The 22,836-nt window shown below is 67.1% G+C and carries 31 protein-coding genes, 2 tRNA genes and 1 pseudogene; 7 read left to right on the top strand and 27 right to left on the bottom strand.

Annotation, left to right across the window (positions count from 1 at the left end; translation table 11 throughout):
* The first annotated feature begins 102 nt into the window (after positions 1–102).
* The 4 genes from ACFOLC_RS00150 to ACFOLC_RS00165 all read left to right on the top strand — a co-directional run bounded on the left by ACFOLC_RS00150 (position 103) and on the right by ACFOLC_RS00165 (position 1,619).
* On the top strand, positions 103–618 hold the full coding sequence (locus ACFOLC_RS00150) for a DUF1249 domain-containing protein (RefSeq protein ID WP_386756653.1): 516 nt from the start codon (positions 103–105) through the stop codon (positions 616–618).
* Positions 619–664: 46 nt separating this feature from the next.
* Positions 665–740: transfer RNA gene (locus ACFOLC_RS00155), tRNA-Ala, on the top strand.
* 36 nt (positions 741–776) lie between these two features.
* Positions 777–852 (top strand) — tRNA-Glu (locus ACFOLC_RS00160).
* A 155-nt stretch (positions 853–1,007) separates the two neighbouring features.
* Positions 1,008–1,619, top strand: coding sequence for a hypothetical protein (locus ACFOLC_RS00165; protein ID WP_386756654.1), 612 nt, complete (start codon positions 1,008–1,010; stop codon positions 1,617–1,619).
* Between the two features lie 323 nt (positions 1,620–1,942).
* Here the strand turns inward: ACFOLC_RS00165 and ACFOLC_RS00170 are convergent.
* The 9 genes and pseudogenes from ACFOLC_RS00170 to ACFOLC_RS00210 all read right to left on the bottom strand — a co-directional run.
* A pseudogene (locus ACFOLC_RS00170) lies at positions 1,943–2,371 on the bottom strand (recombinase family protein); the annotation flags it as partial.
* A gap of 99 nt (positions 2,372–2,470) precedes the next feature.
* Entirely contained in the window at positions 2,471–2,668 is a 198-nt protein-coding gene (locus ACFOLC_RS00175) for a DUF7696 family protein (protein ID WP_386756655.1), read from the bottom strand.
* A complete protein-coding gene (locus ACFOLC_RS00180; RefSeq protein ID WP_386756656.1) occupies positions 2,668–2,934 on the bottom strand; it encodes a hypothetical protein in 267 nt (88 codons plus the stop codon). Before ACFOLC_RS00180 ends, ACFOLC_RS00175 begins: the two co-directional genes overlap by 1 nt.
* The gene (locus ACFOLC_RS00185) at positions 2,931–4,727 is read right to left on the bottom strand and encodes a DNA cytosine methyltransferase (protein WP_386756658.1); all 1,797 of its coding nucleotides are present in this window, start codon (positions 4,725–4,727) and stop codon (positions 2,931–2,933) included. Before ACFOLC_RS00185 ends, ACFOLC_RS00180 begins: the two co-directional genes overlap by 4 nt.
* Complete coding sequence (locus tag ACFOLC_RS00190) at positions 4,724–5,296, bottom strand: DUF7673 family protein (RefSeq protein WP_386756659.1); 573 nt, start codon at positions 5,294–5,296, stop codon at positions 4,724–4,726. The genes ACFOLC_RS00185 and ACFOLC_RS00190 overlap by 4 nt, the downstream gene beginning before the upstream one ends.
* On the bottom strand, positions 5,289–5,465 hold the full coding sequence (locus tag ACFOLC_RS00195; protein ID WP_386756660.1) for a hypothetical protein: 177 nt from the start codon (positions 5,463–5,465) through the stop codon (positions 5,289–5,291). The genes ACFOLC_RS00190 and ACFOLC_RS00195 overlap by 8 nt, the downstream gene beginning before the upstream one ends.
* Positions 5,458–5,949 carry a hypothetical protein gene (locus ACFOLC_RS00200; RefSeq protein WP_386756661.1) on the bottom strand — a complete coding sequence of 164 codons (492 nt, stop codon included), beginning with the start codon at positions 5,947–5,949 and terminating at the stop codon, positions 5,458–5,460. The genes ACFOLC_RS00195 and ACFOLC_RS00200 overlap by 8 nt, the downstream gene beginning before the upstream one ends.
* A gap of 72 nt (positions 5,950–6,021) precedes the next feature.
* The gene (locus ACFOLC_RS00205) at positions 6,022–6,294 is read right to left on the bottom strand and encodes a hypothetical protein (protein ID WP_386756662.1); all 273 of its coding nucleotides are present in this window, start codon (positions 6,292–6,294) and stop codon (positions 6,022–6,024) included.
* Positions 6,291–6,512, bottom strand: a complete 222-nt coding sequence (locus tag ACFOLC_RS00210) for a hypothetical protein (RefSeq protein WP_386756663.1) — start codon at positions 6,510–6,512, stop codon at positions 6,291–6,293. The genes ACFOLC_RS00205 and ACFOLC_RS00210 overlap by 4 nt, the downstream gene beginning before the upstream one ends.
* A gap of 330 nt (positions 6,513–6,842) precedes the next feature.
* Between ACFOLC_RS00210 and ACFOLC_RS00215 the strand changes: the two genes are divergently transcribed.
* A complete protein-coding gene (locus ACFOLC_RS00215; protein WP_386756664.1) occupies positions 6,843–7,205 on the top strand; it encodes a hypothetical protein in 363 nt (120 codons plus the stop codon).
* A gap of 38 nt (positions 7,206–7,243) precedes the next feature.
* Here the strand turns inward: ACFOLC_RS00215 and ACFOLC_RS00220 are convergent, their stop codons facing one another.
* From ACFOLC_RS00220 to ACFOLC_RS00240, 5 genes are read right to left on the bottom strand one after another with little or no spacing between them, the layout of a single operon-like run.
* The gene (locus tag ACFOLC_RS00220) at positions 7,244–9,967 is read right to left on the bottom strand and encodes a toprim domain-containing protein (RefSeq protein ID WP_386756665.1); all 2,724 of its coding nucleotides are present in this window, start codon (positions 9,965–9,967) and stop codon (positions 7,244–7,246) included.
* A 4-nt stretch (positions 9,968–9,971) separates the two neighbouring features.
* Positions 9,972–10,175 (bottom strand): hypothetical protein, encoded by a 204-nt coding sequence (locus ACFOLC_RS00225; protein ID WP_386756666.1) that lies wholly within the window; start codon positions 10,173–10,175, stop codon positions 9,972–9,974.
* The gene (locus ACFOLC_RS00230) at positions 10,172–10,459 is read right to left on the bottom strand and encodes a hypothetical protein (RefSeq protein WP_386756667.1); all 288 of its coding nucleotides are present in this window, start codon (positions 10,457–10,459) and stop codon (positions 10,172–10,174) included. The genes ACFOLC_RS00225 and ACFOLC_RS00230 overlap by 4 nt, the downstream gene beginning before the upstream one ends.
* Before the next feature lie 7 nt (positions 10,460–10,466).
* On the bottom strand, positions 10,467–10,763 hold the full coding sequence (locus ACFOLC_RS00235) for an ogr/Delta-like zinc finger family protein (RefSeq protein WP_386756668.1): 297 nt from the start codon (positions 10,761–10,763) through the stop codon (positions 10,467–10,469).
* 16 nt (positions 10,764–10,779) lie between these two features.
* Positions 10,780–11,025, bottom strand: a complete 246-nt coding sequence (locus ACFOLC_RS00240; RefSeq protein ID WP_386756669.1) for a DNA-binding protein — start codon at positions 11,023–11,025, stop codon at positions 10,780–10,782.
* Positions 11,026–11,110: 85 nt separating this feature from the next.
* Between ACFOLC_RS00240 and ACFOLC_RS00245 the strand changes: the two genes are divergently transcribed.
* Positions 11,111–11,725, top strand: coding sequence for a helix-turn-helix domain-containing protein (locus ACFOLC_RS00245; RefSeq protein WP_386756670.1), 615 nt, complete (start codon positions 11,111–11,113; stop codon positions 11,723–11,725).
* Positions 11,726–11,779: 54 nt separating this feature from the next.
* Positions 11,780–13,351 (top strand): MASE1 domain-containing protein, encoded by a 1,572-nt coding sequence (locus tag ACFOLC_RS00250; RefSeq protein ID WP_386756671.1) that lies wholly within the window; start codon positions 11,780–11,782, stop codon positions 13,349–13,351.
* Here the strand turns inward: ACFOLC_RS00250 and ACFOLC_RS00255 are convergent.
* The 13 genes from ACFOLC_RS00255 to ACFOLC_RS00315 all read right to left on the bottom strand — a co-directional run bounded on the left by ACFOLC_RS00255 (position 13,300) and on the right by ACFOLC_RS00315 (position 22,834).
* Positions 13,300–13,749 (bottom strand): hypothetical protein, encoded by a 450-nt coding sequence (locus ACFOLC_RS00255; RefSeq protein ID WP_386756672.1) that lies wholly within the window; start codon positions 13,747–13,749, stop codon positions 13,300–13,302. The two genes, ACFOLC_RS00250 and ACFOLC_RS00255, sit on opposite strands and share 52 nt — an antisense overlap.
* A 153-nt stretch (positions 13,750–13,902) precedes the next feature.
* Positions 13,903–14,175, bottom strand: coding sequence for a hypothetical protein (locus tag ACFOLC_RS00260; protein WP_386756673.1), 273 nt, complete (start codon positions 14,173–14,175; stop codon positions 13,903–13,905).
* A gap of 48 nt (positions 14,176–14,223) precedes the next feature.
* On the bottom strand, positions 14,224–15,231 hold the full coding sequence (locus ACFOLC_RS00265; RefSeq protein ID WP_386756674.1) for a phage late control D family protein: 1,008 nt from the start codon (positions 15,229–15,231) through the stop codon (positions 14,224–14,226).
* Positions 15,228–15,644: a phage tail protein gene (locus tag ACFOLC_RS00270; protein WP_386756675.1), complete on the bottom strand. Its 417-nt coding sequence runs from the start codon at positions 15,642–15,644 to the stop codon at positions 15,228–15,230. Before ACFOLC_RS00270 ends, ACFOLC_RS00265 begins: the two co-directional genes overlap by 4 nt.
* Before the next feature lie 214 nt (positions 15,645–15,858).
* Positions 15,859–18,480 (bottom strand): phage tail tape measure protein, encoded by a 2,622-nt coding sequence (locus ACFOLC_RS00275; protein WP_386756676.1) that lies wholly within the window; start codon positions 18,478–18,480, stop codon positions 15,859–15,861.
* Positions 18,481–18,516: 36 nt separating this feature from the next.
* Positions 18,517–18,708, bottom strand: coding sequence for a hypothetical protein (locus tag ACFOLC_RS00280; RefSeq protein ID WP_386756677.1), 192 nt, complete (start codon positions 18,706–18,708; stop codon positions 18,517–18,519).
* A 16-nt stretch (positions 18,709–18,724) separates the two neighbouring features.
* Complete coding sequence (locus tag ACFOLC_RS00285; protein WP_386756679.1) at positions 18,725–18,838, bottom strand: GpE family phage tail protein; 114 nt, start codon at positions 18,836–18,838, stop codon at positions 18,725–18,727.
* A gap of 8 nt (positions 18,839–18,846) precedes the next feature.
* Positions 18,847–19,188: a phage tail assembly protein gene (locus tag ACFOLC_RS00290; RefSeq protein WP_386756680.1), complete on the bottom strand. Its 342-nt coding sequence runs from the start codon at positions 19,186–19,188 to the stop codon at positions 18,847–18,849.
* Positions 19,189–19,272: 84 nt separating this feature from the next.
* Positions 19,273–19,782 carry a phage major tail tube protein gene (locus tag ACFOLC_RS00295; protein ID WP_386756681.1) on the bottom strand — a complete coding sequence of 170 codons (510 nt, stop codon included), beginning with the start codon at positions 19,780–19,782 and terminating at the stop codon, positions 19,273–19,275.
* Positions 19,783–19,815: 33 nt separating this feature from the next.
* A complete protein-coding gene (locus ACFOLC_RS00300; protein WP_386756682.1) occupies positions 19,816–20,982 on the bottom strand; it encodes a phage tail sheath protein in 1,167 nt (388 codons plus the stop codon).
* Positions 20,983–21,000: 18 nt separating this feature from the next.
* Positions 21,001–21,360 (bottom strand): GPW/gp25 family protein, encoded by a 360-nt coding sequence (locus ACFOLC_RS00305; protein ID WP_386756683.1) that lies wholly within the window; start codon positions 21,358–21,360, stop codon positions 21,001–21,003.
* Positions 21,357–21,947 (bottom strand): phage baseplate assembly protein V, encoded by a 591-nt coding sequence (locus ACFOLC_RS00310; protein ID WP_386756684.1) that lies wholly within the window; start codon positions 21,945–21,947, stop codon positions 21,357–21,359. The genes ACFOLC_RS00305 and ACFOLC_RS00310 overlap by 4 nt, the downstream gene beginning before the upstream one ends.
* An 80-nt stretch (positions 21,948–22,027) precedes the next feature.
* Positions 22,028–22,834, bottom strand: coding sequence for a Hint domain-containing protein (locus tag ACFOLC_RS00315; protein ID WP_386756685.1), 807 nt, complete (start codon positions 22,832–22,834; stop codon positions 22,028–22,030).
* Positions 22,835–22,836 lie beyond the last annotated feature (2 nt).

Genomic DNA, 22,836 nt, shown 5'->3' on the forward strand with positions numbered 1-22,836 from the left:
CGCCGGCTCGGGCGCCGTTGCGCGGGGAACCCTAACGTTAGGCCGCTTGCCCGGAGGCGTCAACGCTGCCGTGCGGCCATTGCGGCGTGTAGCATCGACGCCATGACGTCTCTTGCCACTCATGCCGCCCGCATCCCGCGACTGAGCCGTTTCGGCTGGCTGATGGGGCTGTACGCGGAAAACCACGCACGACTGGCGCGGCTGTTTGCGCCGGGTGATCTCGCTGCGGGCACCTACCTTTCGAGCATCGGTGATGGCCTTGACCTGCGGCTGGACGTGATCGAGCAGCACCGCTACACCACCGAGCTGCGCCTGACCTATGCGCTGCAGGACCCGCTGACCGGCGAGCCCGACCCGTCCGCCTACCTGCGCCTGTACCACGATGCTCGCCAGTTGGAAGCCACGCATTGCTACATCGGCCGGCGCTGGCAGGACGTGATCGGCATGTACCCGCCACCGGCCGAAGTGATCGGTCATCGCATGCGGATGAATACTTTTCTCGGAAAGTGGCTCGAGTATCTAGCGGAGCGGGGACACGGTGTGGCAACATTGCGCCCCGTCGCCACCGGCACAGCCGGTTACGGCGGTAACGAAAAAAATCTAGCAGCGAACGCTTGACGACATCGCTGGACGCCCGCTAGAATTTTCGTCTTTCCAGCCCCGTGGGGCCATAGCTCAGCTGGGAGAGCGCCTGCATGGCATGCAGGAGGTCGGCGGTTCGATCCCGCCTGGCTCCACCACTTCGCTGGACAGTTTTACAGGCCAAGTTTTACCGCGTCCCCATCGTCTAGAGGCCTAGGACATTACCCTTTCACGGTAGCGACCGGGGTTCGAATCCCCGTGGGGACGCCAACTTAACCCCCGACTCGGGGGTCGCAAGGCGGTAGCAGATGCCACCGCTCAGCGTCTGAGGATCCACCTCGACGCGATCGACAATGGAAATGATCACAGGCCGGAGCAGTTCGCCCCGGCCTGCTTCTTTTGCGTCCGCGGCGATGCCAGCGATCATGCGCGCGACCTCGGTCACGCCGACCTTGGAGATCCACGCGGCGCGCTCGGCCTCGGCTTCCAGGTGCTGCAACTGCTCGGCGCGCTCAGCGCGCTTGCGTTCCAACTCTTCGACCTTTCGCAGCGCCGGCGCCGGATCGGAGAGTTGGACGGCGAGATCCATCGCCCGGCTGATCTGTGTGGCCAGCTCGGTCACTTCGGCCGAGATCCGGCGTAGTGCCGCAGGGTCAGTGTCGCTGGCCAGCGAGGCGCGTGTCGCGTGCACCAGCGCCGGCGCGAAGCCTGGCGAGGCAAGATCCTCAAGCACCTGGTCGATGACCTGCGCATCGATCGACGCCTTCGAGATCGAGCGGGCCTTGCCGTTTCGTTCCCAGCGATACCGATCGGTCTCGGCCCACCACTTCGATCCATCCGGTGCGAACAGAATGCCGCCGAGGAGCGCCGACGAATCACGATCGCGCTGCTCCGCCGCTTCGGTGGCGCGGGCCTTCGCTTTCCGCTCCAACCGCCCGAGGATACGCTCGGCCTCTTCGTCGGTGATCAACGCCGTGTGCGTGTCGCGCTTGATGACCCATTCGGACCGCGGCCTGCGCTTTGTGCCGCCAACATAGGTGCCTCCTTGTCGCTCGGCGTGCACGTTCCAGACCGTGTGGCCGGCATAAACCAGCGCGTTCCACTCGATGCTGATCAGCGTCGAGTCCTTCATGTCCGTGAGCCTGGCCTTGCGCTTTGCCCGCAGGCGCGATTCCCCTGCAGCGCGATCGCGCAGGTAGATCGCCATCGCGTCGGCCACGCTCGGATCTGGCTCCAACACCGACTTGGTCACCGCTTCACCCTCGCGGATGGCGCCGGTGGGGATCTTCCGAAGCACGTAGCCAGTCGGAGCGCGGCCGCCGGCACGGAAGCCGGCTTGCACGTTCTCGCTCATTCCGGCCAGGCCCTTCTGCTTGCTGGAGATGCTGTGGTATTCGTCCCACGCCACCATCACCGACTTGAGCACGATCTCGGTGAGCGGATCCACTTCCGGCAGCGTCTTGTAGACCACCGTGACGCCGTTGTTCTTGCAGTCGATCTCTTCAAAAATCAGCGAGATCACTCGGCGCCGAGATAGGCGTGAGGTGTCATGCAACAGCACGGTGCTCCACCCGCGAGCCGGGTTTCGCACCGCCTTGATCAGCTTCTGGAAGCCGGGACGGTTCTCGTCCTTGCCACTTTCGACCGCGTCGACGAACTCCTCGACGACGGTCAGCCCGCGTGCCTTCGCCAGCTCAAGCAGCGCCCGCCGCTGAGCGTCGGGCGATACATCCTTCCGGTCCTTGCTCGATCGCAGATAGAGCGCGGCGGTGTAGTTCTTCATGCTCATCCTTAAGCCGCGCAGCGATCAGTGGCCCAAGAGCTGCGGCGACCAGTTTGGGGTCGGGCGTGTTGATTGACCGGAGTTTAACCATCTTTACCCGGGTCATCAGCCAGCCCCCAACCACTGCCGCCGCGTGCTCCATTGCCGGCGCATTTCCTCGCGTAGCGAGTTGGCCTCGGCATGACCTCGGCGCTCGGCAATGCGGTGCATCAGCTCGTCGACCTGCACCACGGTGGTGTATCCCTTGCGCAGCCAGTCGCGCGCCTCGCATTGCCGGCGGTGCGCTTCGGTTGCATCGCCCATCACCGCCTCGCTCCTATGCCCAGGCGCAGGCCGAGTTGAACAACGTTGGCCGGCGGCCGCGGACGCGGTGTCCGGATCTGGTGCATCCGCTTCCATTCCGCCAGCGCGCCGTCGAGCTCGGCGTGCTTGCGGGTCTGGCTGCAGGCGCACTCGACCAGGTGGCCGCCGCCGGCGTCGTGCCGGCGCGCGTCGTGGATGTGGCGTGCGGCGTGGCCACGCCTACAGGCGGGCAGCGGCTCGTCGTGCGAGATCTGGCGCTGTGTCACTGGCGCACCTCCCCCGGCAGGGCCATAGCCACCGCAACGTTGCGCACCCAGATCGGCGTCGCCCCCAGGGCGAAGGTCTGGCCGGTCCAGGCCAACAGCAGGGTGCGGCCGATTTCCTCGCCGATCGCCTGCGCCGCCGCCGGCGGCACGGCGTTTCCGATGCGCTCGCGCCATGCCTGGTCGGACAGGCCATCGAGCTCGATCTGGTCCTCAGGGTCAACCAGCGACTGCAGCGCGGCCAGTTCCAGCGTGGTGAACGGACGGTGCCACGTACCGTCCAGGCTGCGGATCACGCACGTGAGGTTTTCCCGCGCTTCTGGCAGGCGTGGATCCGCTACGGACCACCGGCCGTTGTCGTGGCCCGCTGCGGCGCTCACGGCACCGCTGGTGCCGTTCCAATCGACGACACCGTAGTGCCCGTTGGTCAGATAAGCGTCGCCCTGCTGGCGCTGGTTGGTCGGCCGAGGGTCGGCGACGGCGTAAGCGCCGTGGCCGGTGTCGCTGCGGGCAATGACCGTCCCGGCCGCCTCGCCGAAGCCGGTGACCAGGTACTTGCCCTTGCCGCCGAAGCCCCCCGCCGCGCGAGGATCCGCAACGCCGCCACCGCCCGCCGGCCGAAAGTCGCCGGTGACGGTGCCAGCGGTGCCGTCCATTCGCACGATGCGGTAGGCGTTCTTGTGGCGCTCGCCGCTACAACGTGGATCCGCGACGCTGAAGGTTCCTTGCCCCGGCGACTTCACGCCAATCACGGCTCCTGCAGTGTCGCCCATGCGCATCACGCCGTACTGCTGGTACTGCGCTGCGCCGGCCGCCGCGCGGGGATCCGCGACCGAGAATGCGCCATTTCCGGGCAGGCTTGAGCCGGCGACCGTACCGCTGGGCTCGCTCCATTCGCGCACGCCGAGGTAGCCGTTGTGATACTCCGGCACGACGAGGTAATCGCGCAGGTGGCCGTCCTCAATCGCCAGCCGGTTGAGGCTGCGCCAGTCGCTGCCTGCCTCGACGAACGCCAAGCGCACCCACGTCTTCCATTGCAGCGCCGGCACGCGGTGCATCGGCCCCGCGCGCTCCACGTCGCCGGCGAGCGGCATGCGGTCAAGCACCGTGCCGACCGACTGCAGCGGCCGGCGCGTGGGCTCGTACAGGAACGGCGGCACCTTCTCGCGATGGCGGGCGACCAGAAGGAAGCGCTTGCGGCTCTGCGCGAGGCCGCCAAGCTCGCCGCAGTCGTGCGTGGTTTCAGCGACGGCGTAGCCGTATGCGCGCAACAGCGCGGTGATCTGGTCCAGCAGGTGGCGGCCACGGGTAGCGATGCGCGGCACGTTCTCGAACAGAATCACCTCGACCGGATCGTCCTTGTAGGCCTCCAGCGTGAGCATGATCCCGCGCAGCGTCAGCCGGTTGAGCGCCTGGTACTTGTCGGTGCGGCTCTTGCTCTCCGGCATCAGTCCGGAAAAGCCCTTGCACGGCGCCGACAGGAACAACACGTGCGGCCGCTGGCCATGGAACGCGGCGTGGATCTCCGGCGTGCCGGCCTCGCGCCAGCCATCCGGCGGTTCGCTGCCATGGAAGGCGCGGTACTGGTCGCGATCGAACAGATCCAGCACCGTGCCGCGCACGCCGGCGATGCGTGTGAAGTCCGCGATCGCGGCCGGATCGTTGTCGATGCCGCCGACACACGCGAAGCGCGCCCGCGCGGCTCCGATGTCGGGTCGCGCCTGGTTGAAGCCCTTGGCGCCGCCGGCGAGGCCGCAGAATAGGTGGCCGTGGTTGATGATGAATTCAGTGCTCATCGGGCACCTCCCTTCGGTCGCCACGCTTCCACTAGGGGCTCAAAGCGAGCGCCGTAGCCGAGCGTGTCGGGATAGCTGTGTACGCGCGCAACCAGGCAGAACACAGTCGTCATGTCCTGCGCGATCGCGGTGTCGACGGCCCAAAGATCGGTGAGATCGAAGCCACCGTCCCTGCTCGCGTTCCACCACGCCAGCAGGAAGTTGGCGACGCGGCGCGACTGGCCGGTGTCGCTGTCGGCGATCGCGAGCAGCCGTTCGAGCGCAGCAGCTTCATTGGGCTGCATCGGGGCCGACGGCGGGTACATCGCCTCCAGCTCGGCGCGGGTGATGGTGCGGGATTCCGGCTTGGGCAGCCGACCCGTCGCGCAGCACCCCATGGCGCCCCCTGTGGATGCCGCTGGGTTTCGCTTGTGCCACTCCTCCTTCGCGTAGGCGACGGCGGCGGCGTACGTCCAGCCGGCGTTCTTCTGGCGAAGCTCCTCGATGATTGCGCTGATGCCGGGGTGTAGCTCTTCGCAGTTCGCGGTCAGAGGGCGGGGGCCGCCGGTCGGTGTGTTGCGCTCAGCCATGCACCACCTCCCGGCGCACGGCCATAGCGCGCCGGCGGCGCAGGGCGAGGGGAATCTGGCCAACGGCCAGGCCGGCGTGCTGGGCACGCGGCGCACGCGTGCTCCACAGCCGGTACAGCAGCGCACCGCCGGTGGCGGGCGCGATCAGCAGTAGGGTCAGCTCAAGCACGGCGCACCTCCTTGGCTGCCTCGGCCATGGCGGTGATGCTGGCGGCGGTGGGCGGCTTGGGCAGCATGCGGGCGACACGAGCCGGCAGGTCCAGCGCGTCCAGGTATTCAGCCAGCTCCACGCCGATGCGCTGCTCGGCGGCGATGAAGTCCGGCTGCTGCGTGCGCCAGCCGCCCCTGGGGTCGGCGGTCCACGTGCGGCTGACAGTGTGCAGGCCGCCCATGTCGAGGGTTGCGACGATGGCGATGCTGTCGCGCTGGATCTGCAGCATCACCATCACGCTGCTGTCGCGTCGCTTGGCGAGGTCGAATCCGGTCAGCGGCGCGGGCTCTTCTCCGGTCGAAACGCTGCTTACCTCCGGCTTGTTGCGGAAGTAGTCCGCCAGTACGGTGGTGTTGACCGGCGTGTTAGCCTCCGCGCCGGGTCCGGTGCCGGCCCCCTGCGACTGTGTCGCGGCGGCCGGGTTAACGGTCAGCTGTTGCATGGCTCAAGCTCCTAGGCTTCGTAGGTGGAAGGCCAAGGGGCGGCGCGCCAACGCCGCCCGCCGGCCCACTGTTTAGGGCTCAGACTTGCTCTGGCCCGGGGTGGGGAACGTGGGGGGATGGGACTGTGCGCGGCGCTTCTCCGCCTGCCTGAGCACGTTCTCGACGTCCTCGGCGATGTAGTCGGCCACTGCGGCCAGGTTGTCGCGCGTCACGGAGCGCAGATTGGCCGTGTCGCCGTCGAAGGCGGCCAGCAGCGTGGCGGCGTGCTTGGCACGCCACAGGCGCGTCACTTCGTCCTCGCTGAGAACGTAGGTGAGGCCGGTGGGCAGGGAAGGGGCGCTCATGCGTACACCCCGTCGCCCAGCTGGTCGTGGATCTGATGGATGGCGGCGACGACTTCATCGAGCGTCAATTCGCCGGCCGGCTTGCCCGCCGCTTCCAGCTTGGCCATGAGGGCCATCCAGGCGGTGTGGTTCCACTCGATGGTGTTGGCGATGCCGCCGAAGGCAACGGCGATCGTGCGGCGCGCGTTTGCGGGCGCACCTTGGGTGTCGAGGGACATAGAGACGTCTCCTAGTGCTGAGGTGGTCCTCGGGGAGACGTTCTTACGCGCCGCACCGAGGGTGTCGGGAGGGTAAGAACCGGGCACTAGACCGGCGGGCAGTTTTCCCCTTGCGGGTGTTGTATGGCTGCCGCCCTCCCGACGCAGGGAACTTGCGTCGGTGCGCTCGAATTGCAGGCGCAAAAAAACCGCGATGCTGTCGGGCGCGGATACCGCTAGTGCGTCGGAGTTCTTACGCTCCTTGCGGCGGAAGATGCGCCCGGCCGGCGGGGTTGTCAAGCTGGCATCTGCTATAACCCCGGCTCCATTCACCGTCCGTAAGGAGACGCCATGAAGTCGAAGGGCCTCGTTTTTATCCTGTCCGCCACCCTGCTTTTTGTGGCCGGAACCAGCGACGTGCTGGCAGGTCGCTTCCAGGTGACACGCAAGATCGTTCAGCTCTGGACGGCGCCAGGAGACGATATGCGCCCGGAGATTTCCGGCACCGTCACTGCGGTCAGCACCACGGGCGTGAGCCTGGAAGGTGGCGCAATTGTGCCGGTCACCGGCGCCAAGGTGAATGTCGATGATCTGGTGACCTTCATCTGCAAAGAGATCGCCCAAGGCAGCCCCCCCGTCATGAAGGACTGCGAGCTGTTGCGCACTCAGCCACCGGAGCAGCCCAGCAAATCCGGCCAGGTAGAACTCTGGTAAACGCTCACTGCCGCGTCGCGAGGTGAGGGGATGGGCGCTCATTTCTGGAACGTCCAGCACTTGATGATCAGCGGCGGCGCCTTGAACTGCGCGCCTGGCCCGACCGTGGCCCGCGAGCGGATGACACTGTTCACCGCAACGTTGGCGTCGACGAACTTGTGGCGGCGCGAATTGCGAAGCAGCTCACGCAGCACGTTGAGGTCGGCCAGCTTCTGCGAGTGCTTGGCGGCCAGCGCTGCGAACTCGTTGAGGTTGATGGCGATCCGGTTCTCGTCGCGGGAGTGGTTGACCACTGCTGTGTCGCTGAGGCCTTCCAGGTATTCGTAGACCTCCCAGAACTCGGCGACCAGCGGGTTGTCCGCGCTGATGGCGCGCTGTCGCTCCAGCGCCATGTCGACCAGCGCCTGGCGCGTGGTTTCGACCATCTCGGCCGTCAACGGCACGACCAGGCGCAGGCAGTCCAGCAGTGCCAGCATCTGCGCGTGGTTCTTGATCACGCGCTCGATGCGGATATCCTTCTTCTCGCGTAGCGCGGCCTCGTACACGCGCGCGCGCTCGTCGAACTTCGCCATCACCTGGGATTCAGCGCGCACGGCCTTGAGCAGGAAATAGGACAGCGACTCGACCGGCAGGGCGTTGAGGTTGTCGGCGGCCTCGCGGCTCTCTGTGGTGACGTTGGGGCGCTTGAAGTGCAGCTTGACGATACGGGTCAGGATCGCCTCGGAGGCGTCCACCGCGGCGTTCTGGCTGATGACGATGGTGCCGCGGAATGGCGGCTCGTAGGTTTCGTTACCGCCGTTCTTGACGCCGCGGGTGCGCAGCGTTCCGCCGCCGAAGAAGTCCTTCAACTCGTCCCAGTCGAAGCTCTTGGCGTGCTGCTTGTCCGGCTGGCTGCGGTCGGCCTCCAGCAGCACCACCGGCATGTTGGCGACCTGACCCATGGCGCGCGAGCGGCCGGCGACGGACGACTTGGCCGGGTCGAAGCCCTCGTAATCTTGGCGGCCCAGCAGCTTCCACAGGAAGGTCAGCAGCGTGGTCTTGCCGGCGCCGGCCTCGCCGGTGGCCTCCAGGAATGGGAACGATTTGTGGCCGGCGCGGATCTGCTCGGCGAACAGCGAGCCAAACCAGAACGTGAGCGCCACCACGCCGTGCGTACCGAAGCACGTCCAAAGCCAGGGCAACCAGTCCTCGCGATACTCCTCGGCGTCGCGCTGCAGCTGCAGCGCGATCGACTTCTGCATGCTCTTCACGCGCAGCTTGTCGAACTCGAAGAAGTCCTCGGCGTTGGCCTGCACCAGCTCGCCGTCGCGCACAGCCATATCGCCCAGCAGGTAGGCGCGGTGGCCCTTGCTGTACCCGAGGAAGTCGATGGTCTCGACCGACTTGATGTTGAACAGCTGATCCTTCATCACGTGGATCAGCTGGGCGGCGCTGCCGTCGAACACGGCACCCTGGGCAAAGCTAGCCAGGCGGTCGCGGAAGGTGGGTGCGTTGAGCGTTTGCGAGGCCGTGAACGTGCCCTTGACGCTCGGGTGGTCGTGAGGGAAGTCGACGCGGAAGAAGTACCAGGACTCGTCGGTGAGCGGGTTGCGCTGGAAATACAGCGCCTCGAAGTAGCAGTTGGCGATCTCGTGGACACTGGCGGCGGCGCGGCGAAACCTGTCCGCGTCGTCGTCGTCAAATTCATCCTTATTGACGTTCTTGGTCTTGGCTTCTTCCTGCATCAGCTTGTCGAAGCGGACCTTGTCGAACTCGAACCAATAGAGGCGCGAGCGGTGCTCCAGGTGAAACTGCGACCGGCTGTCGTGGTCGTGCATCAGCAGGCCCTTCTCGGTCGCGCTCTTGGCCAGCAGCAGGTCGCCCTGGTACCGAGCCTCCGCCACGTCGTGGGCCCACTGCTTGTCCCGCTCAGCGGGGTCGGACAGGGCGAGGGCGCGCAGATGCAGGTCATCCCAGTCGGTCTTCCTGCCCTCGCGCTGAACGATCTGCGCGGCCCGGCACCGAAAGCCCATCGCCTCGGCACGGCGTACATGCTTGCGGATGTAGTCGCGGGTGACGGGCTCGGTGTCCAGCGCCCAGATCAGCGTCGGCAGGTGGCCGGCGCGCCGCTTTGCCAGGGCGCGCAGTGACTCCTCAGGGAACTGGTTGTTGCTCATTGCCGCGACGGCGGCGTTGCCGTGCTGCAGGTGGGCGATGGCGTGGAAGATGCCCTCGACGACCCACAGCTCGCTGATGGTGTCCAACTGCGCCTCGACGCTGGCGGCGCACCACCACACGCCGGCGAAACTCTGGCCCGGCATGAAGCGGGCCTTCTGCTTGCCGAAGCGGTGTGGCCGGTCGATCAGCCGTTCCCAGTAGCCGCCCTTATGCAGGGCGAAGCGAACGGTCGCTGTGCCGAGCTGCAGCTTGCGGTCGTAGTAGGTTTCCTGCGTATAGAGCCCGCGCAGGTCTTTGAGGTCAAAGCCGCGGTTGTATTCCAGGTAAGCGTCGGCTGCGGCGTTGGGGGTGCTCGGCGTCTGTGTGAAGCGCTTGGACCAGTCATCGAACAGGTCGTCGTATAGATCCTTCACGTGCAGCTCGCGGCCGCACTTGGCCTGGCGGCCGCAACGCACCACCCACGGCTTCTCGTGGCTGGTGTAGAGCTCCTTCTTGCCACACGACGGGCATTTTCCACCGCGCATGTAGTTGGTGCCCGGGCGGGGCACGAGCCCGTAGTCGAGCTTAAGGCGGTCGATGACCTTGAGACGGATTTCGTCTTGCATGCGGTCAGGCCTGTTGTGTGTTGCGCGGGCGCGGCGCCGGCTGTTCGATGCGTTCGTAGGCGCCGCCGCCGTTGATGAAGGCCTCGACCTGGTCGCGCAGCGCATTGGCTTCGCGTGCCTTCAGCTCGGGGTGGACGAAGGTCGGCGCCTGCGTCGTCATCACGAAAGCGGGCATCTGCACCGTGCCCCATCCGGTATCCGGCCTCATGGCGTCACCTCGCTGCGGGTGTAGCCGGTATTCAGAAGCTCGATGCCGTCGTCGGTGATGCGGACGATGCTGTTGTGCACGGCGATACATGCCAGCAGCCTCAAATCGATCAGTGCATTGATGTCGGCCGGCGTGTGTGCGGCGCCCACTTCCCGCGGGTGGAAGTGACGCGGGACGTAGGCGCAATACGGCGACGTCTGGATCAGTCCGCCGCATCGATCGGCTGACTGCAGGCAAAGCTGTAGCGTCGACGGCAGAGCCGCCAGTTCGATGGTGCGGAGCATGTGGACCTCAGTGGTCGGCGGTGGCGAGCTGGCTGTCGAGCAGGTCGAGCTGCTGGTCCGCCTGGGCTTCTCGGTACGCCTTCAACGCGAGGTTGCGCGTATAGGCCGGGGCCTCGGGCAAATCGCTGGGTCGGGCGTTGGGCATGCCGCTGGGGCTGGCGATGGCGGTCAGCTCGGTGTGGCCGGTGTAGCTGGCCGAACAGACCGGGTTGTCGCACACGTAGGTGTCGTGACGCAGGTGCTGGTGCGAGAGGTAGCTGGTGCGCTTGATCAGAACGCCACCGCACGCCTCGCAATTGAACACCACCCGTTTCCTCGGGCTAAACGCTCCCATCTCCACCTTCCCCCTGGTTGTCGTCAACGACGCCGGCCTTGATGCCGAGCAGAACTGCGGCGCGATGCGCCTCGCCGCGTAGGCCTTTCTTCCCGCCGTGCAGCACCTGGTAGACCGTCATGTATCGGAGCTGGTGGGCTCGGGCGAAGGCCGCGATCGATACACCGCGCCGATCCAGGTCGGCGAGCGCTTCCTCGGGCGTCTTCAGTGCTGGGCCTTGTGCGCGGGTCATTGGTTAAATAAAGTTAAGAAGCGGGTAAGTTCGGTTAATCATTGGGTAGAAATTTACCCATGTCAATACACGATGGGACAAAAAAATGGACGACGTGGCACAAATCTGCGCACGGCTCAGGGAAGAACGGCTCCGGCTGGGCTTGAATCAGCAGGATTTCGCCGAATCCACTGGAGTCAGCCGCAAGACACAAAGTGCTTACGAGAGCGGCGCCAGCGCGCCGGACGTGGCCTATCTGAAGATCGCGGCGAGCCTGGGCGTCGACGTGCACTACGTGATCAGTGGGCGGCGCGAAGGCAGCCCGATCGATGGGCATGTGGAGATCCAAGCACTGGCCGGCTTCGGTCCCGCCGATGGGCCGTCGACGATCCTGCTACCGGACTTTCTGCTGCAGCAAAAGATCGGCATGACCTCGGCCGCTAACGTGCGTTGGGCGCTGAATCCATCACGTGCGATGGAGCCCGAGATCGAGCGTCATCAGCTGGTGCTGGTGGACGTGACGCAGTCGACTCTCGCGGACGTCATCGATGGCACGACCTATGCATACACGCTCTGGGGACGGCCTGATATCCGCCGCGTGTTGCACCGGCGCGACCATTGGTCAGTAGTGGGTTTCGGCAAAGGCGCTGAATCTACCGACGTCTATAAAGACGATCAGGACAGCTTGCAGATCCTCGGCGCGGTTGTAGGCGCCGTGTAGTTCTACAGATGACAAATCGATAGCAATCCACCGAAAGGGAACACAGGGGGCGGCATGGAGGTTGGCAGTTGGAAATCGGTGTTGAAGGGCATGTGCCTAAGCGTCATCTATGGTTTTTTGATGCTGGGTGCCTGGCGCCTTTCCGTCGATCAGTGGTATCTGCCCGCGGGGATCAGGGTGGCCGCGTTGCTTCTGCTGCCGACCCGGTTGTGGCCGTACATCTTTGCCGGCGACGCGGCTGCGTTCCTGTTCCTGCGCGCTCCAAAGGCTGAGCAATACAGCGAGCAGTGGGCATACCTCAGCCCGTTCCTTCTGGCGCCGCTGGTTGCCGTGGTCCCTGCGATATCCCGCCGCCTGCTCGGGGATATCAGCGATCACGAGCGTTGGTTTCCGGCTGTCGCCCTGGCCATCGCGGTGTGGACCGCCCTGGTCAACATGAGCATCAACTTAGTACTGTCGGGGCCGGCAGCCAGTAACACGTTGGAGAACTTCCTGCGCTACGTCGTCGGCCAGTACTTGGGCATCTTCATCTTTGTGCCGGTGCTGATGGTGTGGAGGCGGCGCAACGATGGCATGTCGTGCCCGCGTCGCCTGCTCGCGCACTCGGCCATCGCCACAGGGCTGACGGCCGTCATGTACCTCGCCGCGAACCTCGGCGACAGCGAGCCCGCGCTGCGCCAGATGCTGCTCCTGCTGATGATCGCGCCGGCGGTTGCGCTCACGTTCCTGCACGGCTGGCGCGGCGCGTCGGTCGGGGTTGCCGTGGCCAGCGTCGCCTACGGTCTGCCGACCACCGCCTTTGACACCGCCGGCGCACACGACGCGGTGACCTTCATCGCGCAGCAGACGTTGGCCATCGCGACTACGGCGCTTTTCGTTTTCGGGTCGGTAATCTCCGCCCACTTTGATCGGGCACGCAAGCTCGGCGTCGCCGAGCGTCACGCGCTGAAGATCGCCCAGAGCACCTTCCTGTCCACCGAGAGGCACCTGCGCGATCGTGTGCTCGCGATGGCGCAGATCCAGGCGCACTTGGACGAGTCGAGGCAGGCGATGATCCGGTGGCTGGAGGACATGGGGCACAGCGCCGCCGTGCTGGACTTGAAGCGTAGCGGCCAGAAGGACACACAGTTGTTCGACGAGCACGCCGACGCGTTGTATCCGATGCGCATCGAGCAGCAGGGGCTCTACGACGTGTTGCAGTCGCCGGCGTTTTCCAGCGTGTGGGCGGGCGGGGCCGACGTCCGCTTCCAGTTGCGCGGCAAGGCGCGGGCACTGCCGGTGGATCTGCAGCTGGCGGCCTACCGTTGCGCGTGCAACGCCGTTGCGCTGCTGTCACAGGGGCGCCCCATCCGGCAGACGGTCCGGGCGCGTGCGTGGGCCTACAAGGGCCAGCGCGGCATCGTGGTCACGGTCAACGCGTGCGGTGGCCGCGATGTGAAGCCTAGCCAGACATCGATGCTGGCCTCGCTGGAGCTGGAAGGTCGCGTAAAAACGCATGGCGGCGCGATGAAGCGCCGCCATGTGAATCAGGTGAGTTTCCTGCTGATCGAGTCGAGCGACACGACCAGCGCACCTCAGCGCGTGGACGCTGGCCCCACCGTCCACCAATCGCTGCTGCTGGTCTGATGCAGCCACACTTCGAGCGCCTTGGTGCTGTAGACCAGCCGGGCGTTCGAGTAGCTAGGAATGGCCTTCGGGCTGCCGGGCACCGACACGCGATCGGCGTCGGTTCCGATGGGCATGACCCAGAACGTGTCGGCGATGCGGCCAACGGCTACCCGCACGGCGCCCGTGCTGTCGTTGATCTGCACGTATCGGACGCCGTCGCGCTCGAACTCGTAGACGCTCCACGTCGAGTCCGGAGAAAGGTCGGGGGCGACGGGGTGGCTCTGGCCGAGCCCCGCCTTGGCGGCGTGGTCGCCGTTACCGTCCGATGGGCAACAGGCGAAGGCGGCCAACGGGGCCGCAAACATCGCGGCGCCTACCAGCAGGGCGAACAGTCCAAACTTGAAGCGGCTGAGCATTGATTTCTCCTTTGGTTGATGGTGGGCGCTAGCGTCTTGGGTGCGCCTCGCTCCTGCGATCCAGACAGTACTGGAATGTGATTGCAGTCACACGCAGACCGAGTGAAGCGGGGCGTCGCCGGCGCTAGCTACCGGCGACGCCCGTGGACGCCCCTACTGCTGTTCGTATCGCGTGTGCGAGCCTCCGGTGCCACCGCCGGAGCCGGTACCGCCGCCGATAACACCACCGCCGCTGCGCGACGTGGACTTCCGCCGCCGGCGGTACACGAACACGAAGGCGGCGACGACGATCAGCAACACGACGAACAGCGTGCCGTAGCCGGGTGACGCGGCCGCGGCATCGGCGGGCACGCCGCCGGCGGCAAGCACGACCGTGGCGAACAGGGAGAACAGCAGCATCAGCAGCAGGGAGAGCAGGGGCTTCATCGGGCGTTTCCTCTTGAGGGTGGGTGGGGCACCGTGGAGCCGGGGCAGTCACCCGCCGCCGGCGTCGGTCTCGAGCTCCAGCTGGGTGGTGAAGCCACCCGAGCCGGTGATGTTGTGGGTGGCCTTGGCGATCAGCCACGCGGTGTCGTCGATCTCCGGCTTGAAGTCGCGCAGGCGCAGCTTCTGCTCCGGGTAGAGGTCCGCGCGGCCCAGCGCGAGCGTGTAGGCCATCGTCGCGGCGCCGCGCTGGATGCGCTGCCAGGCGGCCTTGGCGTGTTCCTTCGCCTCGACCTCGCTGTTGTAGGTCTCGCGCAGGCGCTTGGCGTTGCCGCTGTCGCCGACGAGCACGGACTTCCGGTTGGCGCCGGGCTTGTTGTTCCAGTACGCGCGCACGCCGCTATAGGTGTCGCGATCGGCAAGGGAGTAGCGGTGACTGTCGCCATCGCGGCGCGTGATCAGCGCGGCCGGCAGCGGCGTGCCGTTGGCCGTGGTGCCGCTGCCGATCGGCATGAAGAGCAGGCTGCCGGCTTTGACCGTGGCCACGGCGTCATAGCGTTGTCCCAGGCGGCTGAGCAGGTTCACGTCGCTCTCGCCGGTCTGGTCCAGGTGCGCGATGGTCACGCTGGCCAGCGCCGGTGCGATGCGCGCCTGCAGGCCGTGCTCGCCGGCGAGGTTGCGCACGACGTCACCGAGCGTGACCTGGTGCCAGCTGCGCTCGCGCCGCGTGCGCAGCGGGTGGGTGAGGTCGGCGCTGCGGGCGCGGATGGTAATCACATCGGGCGCGCCGCTGTGCTCGACTTCGTCCACGCGGAACGTGCCCTTCTTCACCCGTCCGGCGTCGGCCCAGCCGATCTCGACGGACAGCTCGACGCCACGCTTGGGCAGCGCCATGCGGCCGTCGTGGTCGTGGATTCGCAGGTCGAGCTGGTCGGCTTCGCCGCCGCGGGCCTCGGTTAGCGTGAGGTCGAGCAGGCGCGGCTTGATGCGATCGGTCAGATCCTTGCCGTCGAGGACCACGAGCCAGGCGGGGATGGCGTAGGGCGCGGCGGTGCTCATGCCTGCGCCGCCTGGTCGGTGGGCTCGGCCATGGCGTCGTCGTCGACGCGCAGCAGCGAGAGCTGGAACTCGATCCGGCGCGCGGCGCCGTCCGCGAAGAACAGCGTCAGCGTCTCGTTGAGCGAGGTGATCACGAAGGCGCCGTGCACGACGCCGGTGCCGTCGACCAGCGACAGCGGGCGGCCTTCGCCGGCCATGTTTCGCAGCAGGTCCAGCGAGGCGGGATCGCCGGTCAGTTCGGGCGCGACGATGCCGCTCAGCTCGAACGTCTCCTCGCCGGGGCCGAGGAACTGGTGCGCAGCGCGGGCGCCGACGCGCTCGGTGCTGGCGTGGCGCCATGCCGTGGCGTGTTGCAGCTGCTGGTACGCGAGCTGCGGAAGCGAGAACACGAAGGTGCCCAGGGCCATCATCATTGCGGCAGGCCCTCAACAAGCTGCCACACGCTGTTGTTGGCCGTTGACCAGGGCAGGTACTTACTCACGATGCCATCTCGCTCCATGTGACAAAGCTCGGCGCGAACGCTTCGAGTTGGCTTCCCCAGCCGCCGCGCGATTCGCCAGGTCGCCATCGCGTGATCGCCACTTGAACGCATCACGCCAACGATTTCTTCCCTCATCGCCACGGCCCTCAGTCGTAGTCGCCGAGGCGCGAGCGGGTGCGCGCGCCCTTTTCGCGCTCGATGCGTTCGAGCTCGAGGCGCACCAGCGTCGCGATGTCCTGTGCCGGCGCGCCCGCCGCCGCATTGATCGTGATGTGGTACGTGTTGCCGGCGGCGACCGGCGCGGCGGACGCCGCCGTGATCGGCGCTCGGTTGTCGATGGCCGCTGCCGGTGCCGCCGCGGCCGCGATAGCGAGGCCTGCGCCGGCTTGCTTCATGCGCTGGCCCAGCGAATCGATCTGGCGCAGCGGCGCGCTCTGACCGCGCTGCAGGCCGCCGGCGAGGCCGTCCATGGTGTAGCCACCCAACTGGGCGAACACGCGCGACGGGCTGTGGATGCCGAGCTTGCCCTTGAACCAATCGACCACCTTGCCGCCGATGCTGGTGATGGTGTCGCCAACGGCCTTGAGGCCGCCGAGCAGGCCGTTGACCAGGCCTTGCATCAGCTGGCCGCCGATGGCCTGGAAGCGCGTCCACAAGCCGCCGAGGAAGCCCAGCACGCCGTTCCATGCGCCAACGACGATGCCCTTGAGCCCATCCCACGCTTGCCGGGCATAGATCGTGATGCTCTCCCAGATGCCGGCGAGCATGGGGCCGATGGTCCCCCAGTTGCGGTAGATCAGGTAGCCGATGCCGGCGAGCAGCATCAGCACTGCGGCGATGGGGTTGGCGATGACCGCCATGCCGACCATGCGGATGGCGGTGGCGACCAGCGGCAGGATGCGGCCGCCCAGGCCGATCAGTGGTCTCGCGAGCTTGCCCACGTTCGCGAGCAGGCCGGCGAATCCCGTGCCGCCGGTCAGCAGTGCGACCACGTTGATGATGTTGCCGATCATCATGGCGGTGGTGCCGCCGATGACCAGTAGCCCGCCCAGCGCGGCGATCAGCGCGGCGCCGGCGATCGCCACCTTCAGCAGGCCGGCGGCGAGCACCGGATGCCGCTCGGCGAAGCCGCCAATCCGGTCGAGGAAACCGCCGGCCGTCTTCGCCAGCTGCTCGAGGGTGGGCAGCAGCATCGCGCCGGCCTTGAGCTTGAGTTCCTGCAGGCGAATGTTGAACTGGTCGATCTGTTTCTGCCCGGTATCCATGCGCGCGGCCCAGTCGGCGTTGATGCCGCCGCTGGCGCTCCCCGCGCCCTGCTGGATGCTGGCCAGCTTGCCGCCGTTGGTGAGCGCCGGCCGCACGAACGCCATCGCCTGGGCGTCCTGGAACAGGGCGCCAAGCGCGTAGGCCGACGCCAGCTGTTCCAGCGCCGCCTGCCTCTGCTCGTTGTCCTTAAGGGCCATGGCCTGCTGCAGTTTGCGTGTGGCCTCGGGGCCCTTCTTGCCCATGTACTCGGTGATGAGCTGCAACGAGCCCTGCAGCGGCGAGATGCCTTGCGCCTGCAGTTCCAGCAGGCGTGTCTTGAGGTCGATGCCGGCCTTGTCGAAGTCCTTGATGGTGTCGGGCGAGGTTAGCTTGGTGAGGTAGTTGCGCAGGTTGTTGGCGGCCTCATCCGAGTCGCCGGCGCCCAGGCGCGCGACCTGCAGGGCGGCACCCAACTCGTCGACGGCGGTGCGGCCGGTTACGCCCAGTGCCGTCATCATCGGCGTCAGCTTAGGCATCCACCTGGCCATGTCGCGCAGCTCGAACGAGCCTTGCTTGCCGGCGTAGGCCATGCTGTCGAGCGCGCCACCGACGCCTTCCTTGGCGATGCCCAGGTTCTTCTGCAGCGTGACGACCAGGCTGCCGAGATCCTGCATTTCGGCGCCGGTGGCAACGCTGCTCTTTGACAGCAGGCCGGAGTAATAGGCCAGGTCGCTGGACGACGAAATGCCGTTGGCCACCAGTACGCCCAGGCCGTCGCTGATGACGTCGGTGAACTGCCCCCAGCGCTTCGCATCCGCACGCACCTGCGCGCCGAGGATGGCCTCCTGCTCGCGCGAGAATCCGCCGGTGATCGAGATGTCGCGCATGCGCGACTCGAAGTCCACCGCGGGTTGCATCTGGTTTGCGGCCTGGGCGACCACTGCACCGCCGCCAATGACGGCGCCAGCGCCGTGCGCGGCGACCTTCATGCCGGCCGAGTGCAGGCGCTGCATCTTGGCCTGGGCGGCGGCGAGCTTGCCCAGCTTCCCTTTCTGCGTATCGATCGCGCGGTTGGCCGCGGCGATGTCGGTCTGCAGCTGGCGTTCGTGCACAGCCAGGCGCGAGGTGCTGATGCCGGCCGCTTCGAGCGCTTGCCGCGAACCGGCCAGCGTGGCGCGTTGGCGGCTTTCCAGCTCGCGCAGACGGGCGACGGCTTCGCCTTGCTTCTTGAGCGCTGCGGTCAGCTTCTTGCTGGGCGTCTCGGCGGCGTTGACCTCGATGCCAAGCCGGCGCAGCTCGCGCTGCGCCTGCACCAGCTGATTCGACGTCGAGCCCAGCTGCGACTCCAGCTTGCGGAAGCCGGTGATGTCACGCTGCGCGCCGTCCAGGCGCTTGAGTTCGGACTGGGCGGATCGCAGCGCCTTGGTGGCGGCGCTGCTGCCGCCCATGATGCGCTTGAGCGGGCCGGACGCGCGATCGATCGCGCTCAGCAGCACCTGCAGTTTGAGGTTGTTGCCGGCCATGTCAGCGCGCCCCCTGGCTGGGGGCGGCTGGCCGGATCAGCGCCGGGTCGGGTCGGGTTCCGCGAGCAGGCGCGCGATCTTGCGATCCGCGGCGGTGGGCATGCGCCGCGTGAGCCGCTGTGTGGCGCCCGCGAACAGCTGGCCGAGCATGAGCGCCGTTCCCGCCAGCATCAGCAGGAACACGATCAGGGTGATCACCAGCGCGGAGCCGATCAGGAAGTCTTCCATGGGGCGAGGTTAGCATTCAGTCGGCTCCGCTGCGTTCACGGGCGCGCTCGCGCCACTCCATCAGTTCGGGCAGGGACATGTCCTGCATCGCCGCCGGCGGCCAGTGGAAGACGGCGGCGATGTCGGCCATGGCGTCCTCTACGCGGCGAGGGAGAGCGCCGCCCGATCCGCCCGACTCATGAAAAAACTCACGATCTCGCTGCCGATGGCGACCAGGTCGACCAGGTCGAGCTGGCCCACGTCCTGGGCGGTCAGCGTCGGCGCGGTGATGCGCGGCAGCAGCACGTGCAGCGCGCCCACGTCGAGCTTGAGCAGGTCGGCCAGGGCGATGCCGCGCAGCTCGCCGGCGGTGGGCTTGCGCAGGGTGATGGACTCGATCTTCTGCTCGCCGCGGACGATGGGCGTGTCCAGGGTGATGGTGGCAGTGGTCGGAAGCTGCGGCTTGGCGGCCTCGATGGCCTTCTCAGTCTTGCCGGTCATGGGGTCTCTCTCAGGGGAAAGGGAGGCCCGGAGTTCTCCCCGGGCCAAGGGCGAAGCCCGGGGCGCTCCCCGGGCGAAGGGGAATCACACGCCGATCGCGCGGCGGTGCTCGGCGAGGCGATCCACGCCGCCGACGTTCTCGATCATGTTGACCAGGTCGATCTCGACCTCGGTCACGCCGTTGATCGCGAGCTTGTAGTAGCTGCATGCGGTCTTGACGGTGAACTCGGTGTCGTCGCCGGACTTGGCGGTACCGGCGTCGATCTCCGAATGGCGGCCGCGCACTACCACCTCGACCGCATCGACGGCGCCGGTGTCGTCACGCTGGTAGGAGCCGGCGAAACGCAGCTGCACGCCGTCGTGTCGGGCGATGCCGTACTGGCGCAGGATCGAGCGCATCAGGCCGCCGAACTTGGATTCCAGCTCGATGGCCTCCTGGCCGTTGTCGATCTTGACCGGGCCGCTCATGCCGCCGCCGCGGTAGTCCTCCATCGAGCGGGTCAGCGTGGGCAGCTTCACCTCGACGACTTGGCCGAGATAGCTCTCGCCATCGCCGAACAGGTTGAGGTGCTTCAGTTTGCGGGGCAGTGCCATGGGCGTCTCCGGGTATCAGGCAGTGGTGGGCGATCAGCCGGTGACGCGGCTGGCGAAGTCGGCCAGGTAGCGGTCGGTGATGCGCTGGCGCAGGGTCAGGTTTTCCAGCGGCGGCACCGGCGTGTAGTCGTAGTCGATGTGCAGTTCGCCGGCGGCGAGCGTGGCCGTAGTGTTGACGGTCTCGTCGTACCAGGCGCTGGCGTCGATGACGTAGCCATCGGTCTTGAGCGAGCGGAACTTGGCGTTGATCGACTCGACGATGTCCTTCACCAACGATGGGTGCATGGGCTTGTCGACCGCCCACAGCAGCGCCTCGGCGATGGTGTCGGCCAGCACCTGCGCGGTGCGCGTGGCCGACTCGAAGGCGAACAACGGGTCGTCGCTGCAGGTGCGCGAGCCCCAGAAGCGGAAACCGTTGGCGTTGACCAGGGTGGTCACGTCGCCAGCGTTGAGGACACCTGCGTCGGTGGTCGGGTCCTGTAGATCCCAGTGCACGTCGCGCGAGATGCCGGTCACGCCGTCGACGGCGATGTTGGACAGCGTCTTGTGCCAGCCGTGTTCCTGGTCGATCTTCGCGCGCAGGCCGACCGCGCGGGCGGTGGCGTAGGCCGGCTTGGAGGTACTGGTGGTGGTGTCCCAGCCCATGAAGTCCGGCCAGATGACCATCAGCTCACGGGCCGCGAAGTTGTCGCGGTACAGCACCGCAGCCTCCTTGTCGGCGCTGGCGGCGGCGCTGACATAGGCCATGGCGCGCAGCTTCTTGGCGACGCTGGCCAGCGCCGCGGAGACGGGCTGCGTATCGACGCCGGGGCAGGCGAGGATGCGCGGCTTTACGCCCAGCTGGCTCTGCGCGGCGAGCAGCGCCTGCATGCCGGTGTAGGTGGCGCCGGTGCTCGCACCGATCACGTTGGTGGTGGTGGCGGCGTCGTCGGCGCCGGTTTCCACGCGCACCACGATGGTGAGCGGATCCGACTGGTCGGCGATGGCCTGCAGCGTGGGCTTCAGGGTGCCGTTGATGCCGGCCTTGGCGATCGCGGCGCGCAAGTCAGTCAGCAGCACGGGTTTGTTGAGCGGGAACGTCGCAACGTCGGCGTCGCTGGAGGTGCACACCACGCCGACCACCGCCGTCGATACGGTGCGGATCGGGCGCGTGCCCTGGTTGATTTCGATGACGCGGACGCCGTGGTGGTAATCGGGCATGGCGGGCTCTCCTGGGGATCAGATGAAGCGGCTGCGGAGCGGGATGGTCAGGCGGGTGTACTCGTTGGTCGGCGCCGCGTCGGTGCGGCGGCCTTCGAGGCCGAGCGTGTAGGCGCCCGGTTCGGCGCCGGGCACCAGCTCGATGCGGGTCAGGCGGATGCGACGTTCCCAGCGCATCAGCGCGGTCGCGGTGGCGCCGTACAGCTTCATGCGGGTGGCGCCGTTGAACGGCTGGTCGATCAGCTCGGGAATCAGTGAGCCGTAGTCGCGACGCATGACGCGGGTGCCGATGGGCGTGGTGAGGATGTCGGCGATCGACTGGCGCAGGTGGTCGACGCCATCGAGCGCGCGGCCGGTGTTGGCGTCCATCCCCCTCATTGCGGCGGACCCGACAGGGCGCCGCCGGCCATGACGCCAGTGGTCTTGTGGTTCTTGAGGCTGACGCCGCCGCCGATGACGTCGGTTTGCACGGTCGCGGTGCCGCTCACGTCGGCGTCGCCGTTGACCTGCGTGTGGCCGTTGATCTCGGTATCGCCGTTGACGGTCAGCGGGCCGTTGATGGTCACGCCGCCATCGGCCGTGATCTCGGCAGTGCCGCCGCTGGGGAGCGCCGCCTTCAGCGCATGCGCGACGTGGTCGTACTCGACCAGGGCGGCATCGGGGAAGCGGACCAGGTGCTTGGCCGCGGCGTTGCCAGGCGCGGGGAACGCATCGGAATAGACGCCACGCAGGAACACCGCGCCGTGGGTGTCGCCGCCCGGGCAGAGCAGCACGCCCTGCTCGCCGGCGACCGGCGCCGACCACTCGATGGTCTGGCCGGCACGAGGTACGAACCACGGCACAAAGTCGGTCTTGATGTCGCCGGTGTCGATGCGGCAACGCGCTGCGGCAAGATCCACCTCGGCGACGGTGCCGAGGCGGATCGCATTGCCGAGCTGGCGCTGGAGTTCGGAAACCTGGTCCATGCCACCATGGTGTGGCCGTGCTCGCGCGTGCACATGGACTTGGAGGTGTAGTGCCGCCATCTACACGGAGCGGCGGCGCGTCAGTTCTTGTCGGTCGGATTGTGGCTCAGGATCGAGAGCCCGTCGAACGCCACGAACAGGAAGTTGTCGACCTCCTCGACGTTGATGTTGGCCACGCGCATCGGGTGTTCGACCAGTTCGACGGACTCGATCGCGACCTCGCCCAGATCTTCCGACAGGAACGCATCGCCAGGGCGCAGGTGCTCGGCGCGCTGCCAACCCCATTCCGCGCCGCGCAGGACCAGGAACGTGTGCTCGTACGTCGCGCGCAGCGCGCCATTGACCAGGTAGTGGCGGGGGTACTCGCTGACCATGGTCGTGACCACGGTGACCGGGATCAACGTGCCGGATGCGACACGCTCGCGCGGCATCGTCCAGGCCTCCCAGCCGGGCGAGGATTCGTCGGCCAGGCCGTCGACGTAGTAGCCAATCACAACGTCGCCGGGGCGGATCTCGCCCAGCGGCTTGGTGCCCTGTTCCCATAGCAGCACCGGCGTTTCGAACGGCAGACAGCCGCCGCTACCGCCTCCGCCACCGCCACCGCCCGGCGTTCCGATCGTCCCCGCCTTGGCGTAGAGGGTGCGCAGATCGACACCGGCGCCAGCACCGGTGCGGATACCGGTGTCGACCTCAAGCTGGGTGCCGCCCGCTGTCAGCGGCACGAACCAGTCGGACATGTCGCGTCCGCTCGGGCTGGCGATGCCGACGTTCGCCGCCGGTGCCTGCCCGTTGCGCAGGTGGAATACGGTGTCCAGGTCGACGGCGCCGTAGTAGGTGACGCCGTTGATCGTAGTGCCGTTGAGCGTGGTCGATATGCCAGTCGGCATGG

The organism is Lysobacter cavernae, from assembly GCF_042648505.1.
GTDB lineage: Bacteria > Pseudomonadota > Gammaproteobacteria > Xanthomonadales > Xanthomonadaceae > Lysobacter_L > Lysobacter_L cavernae.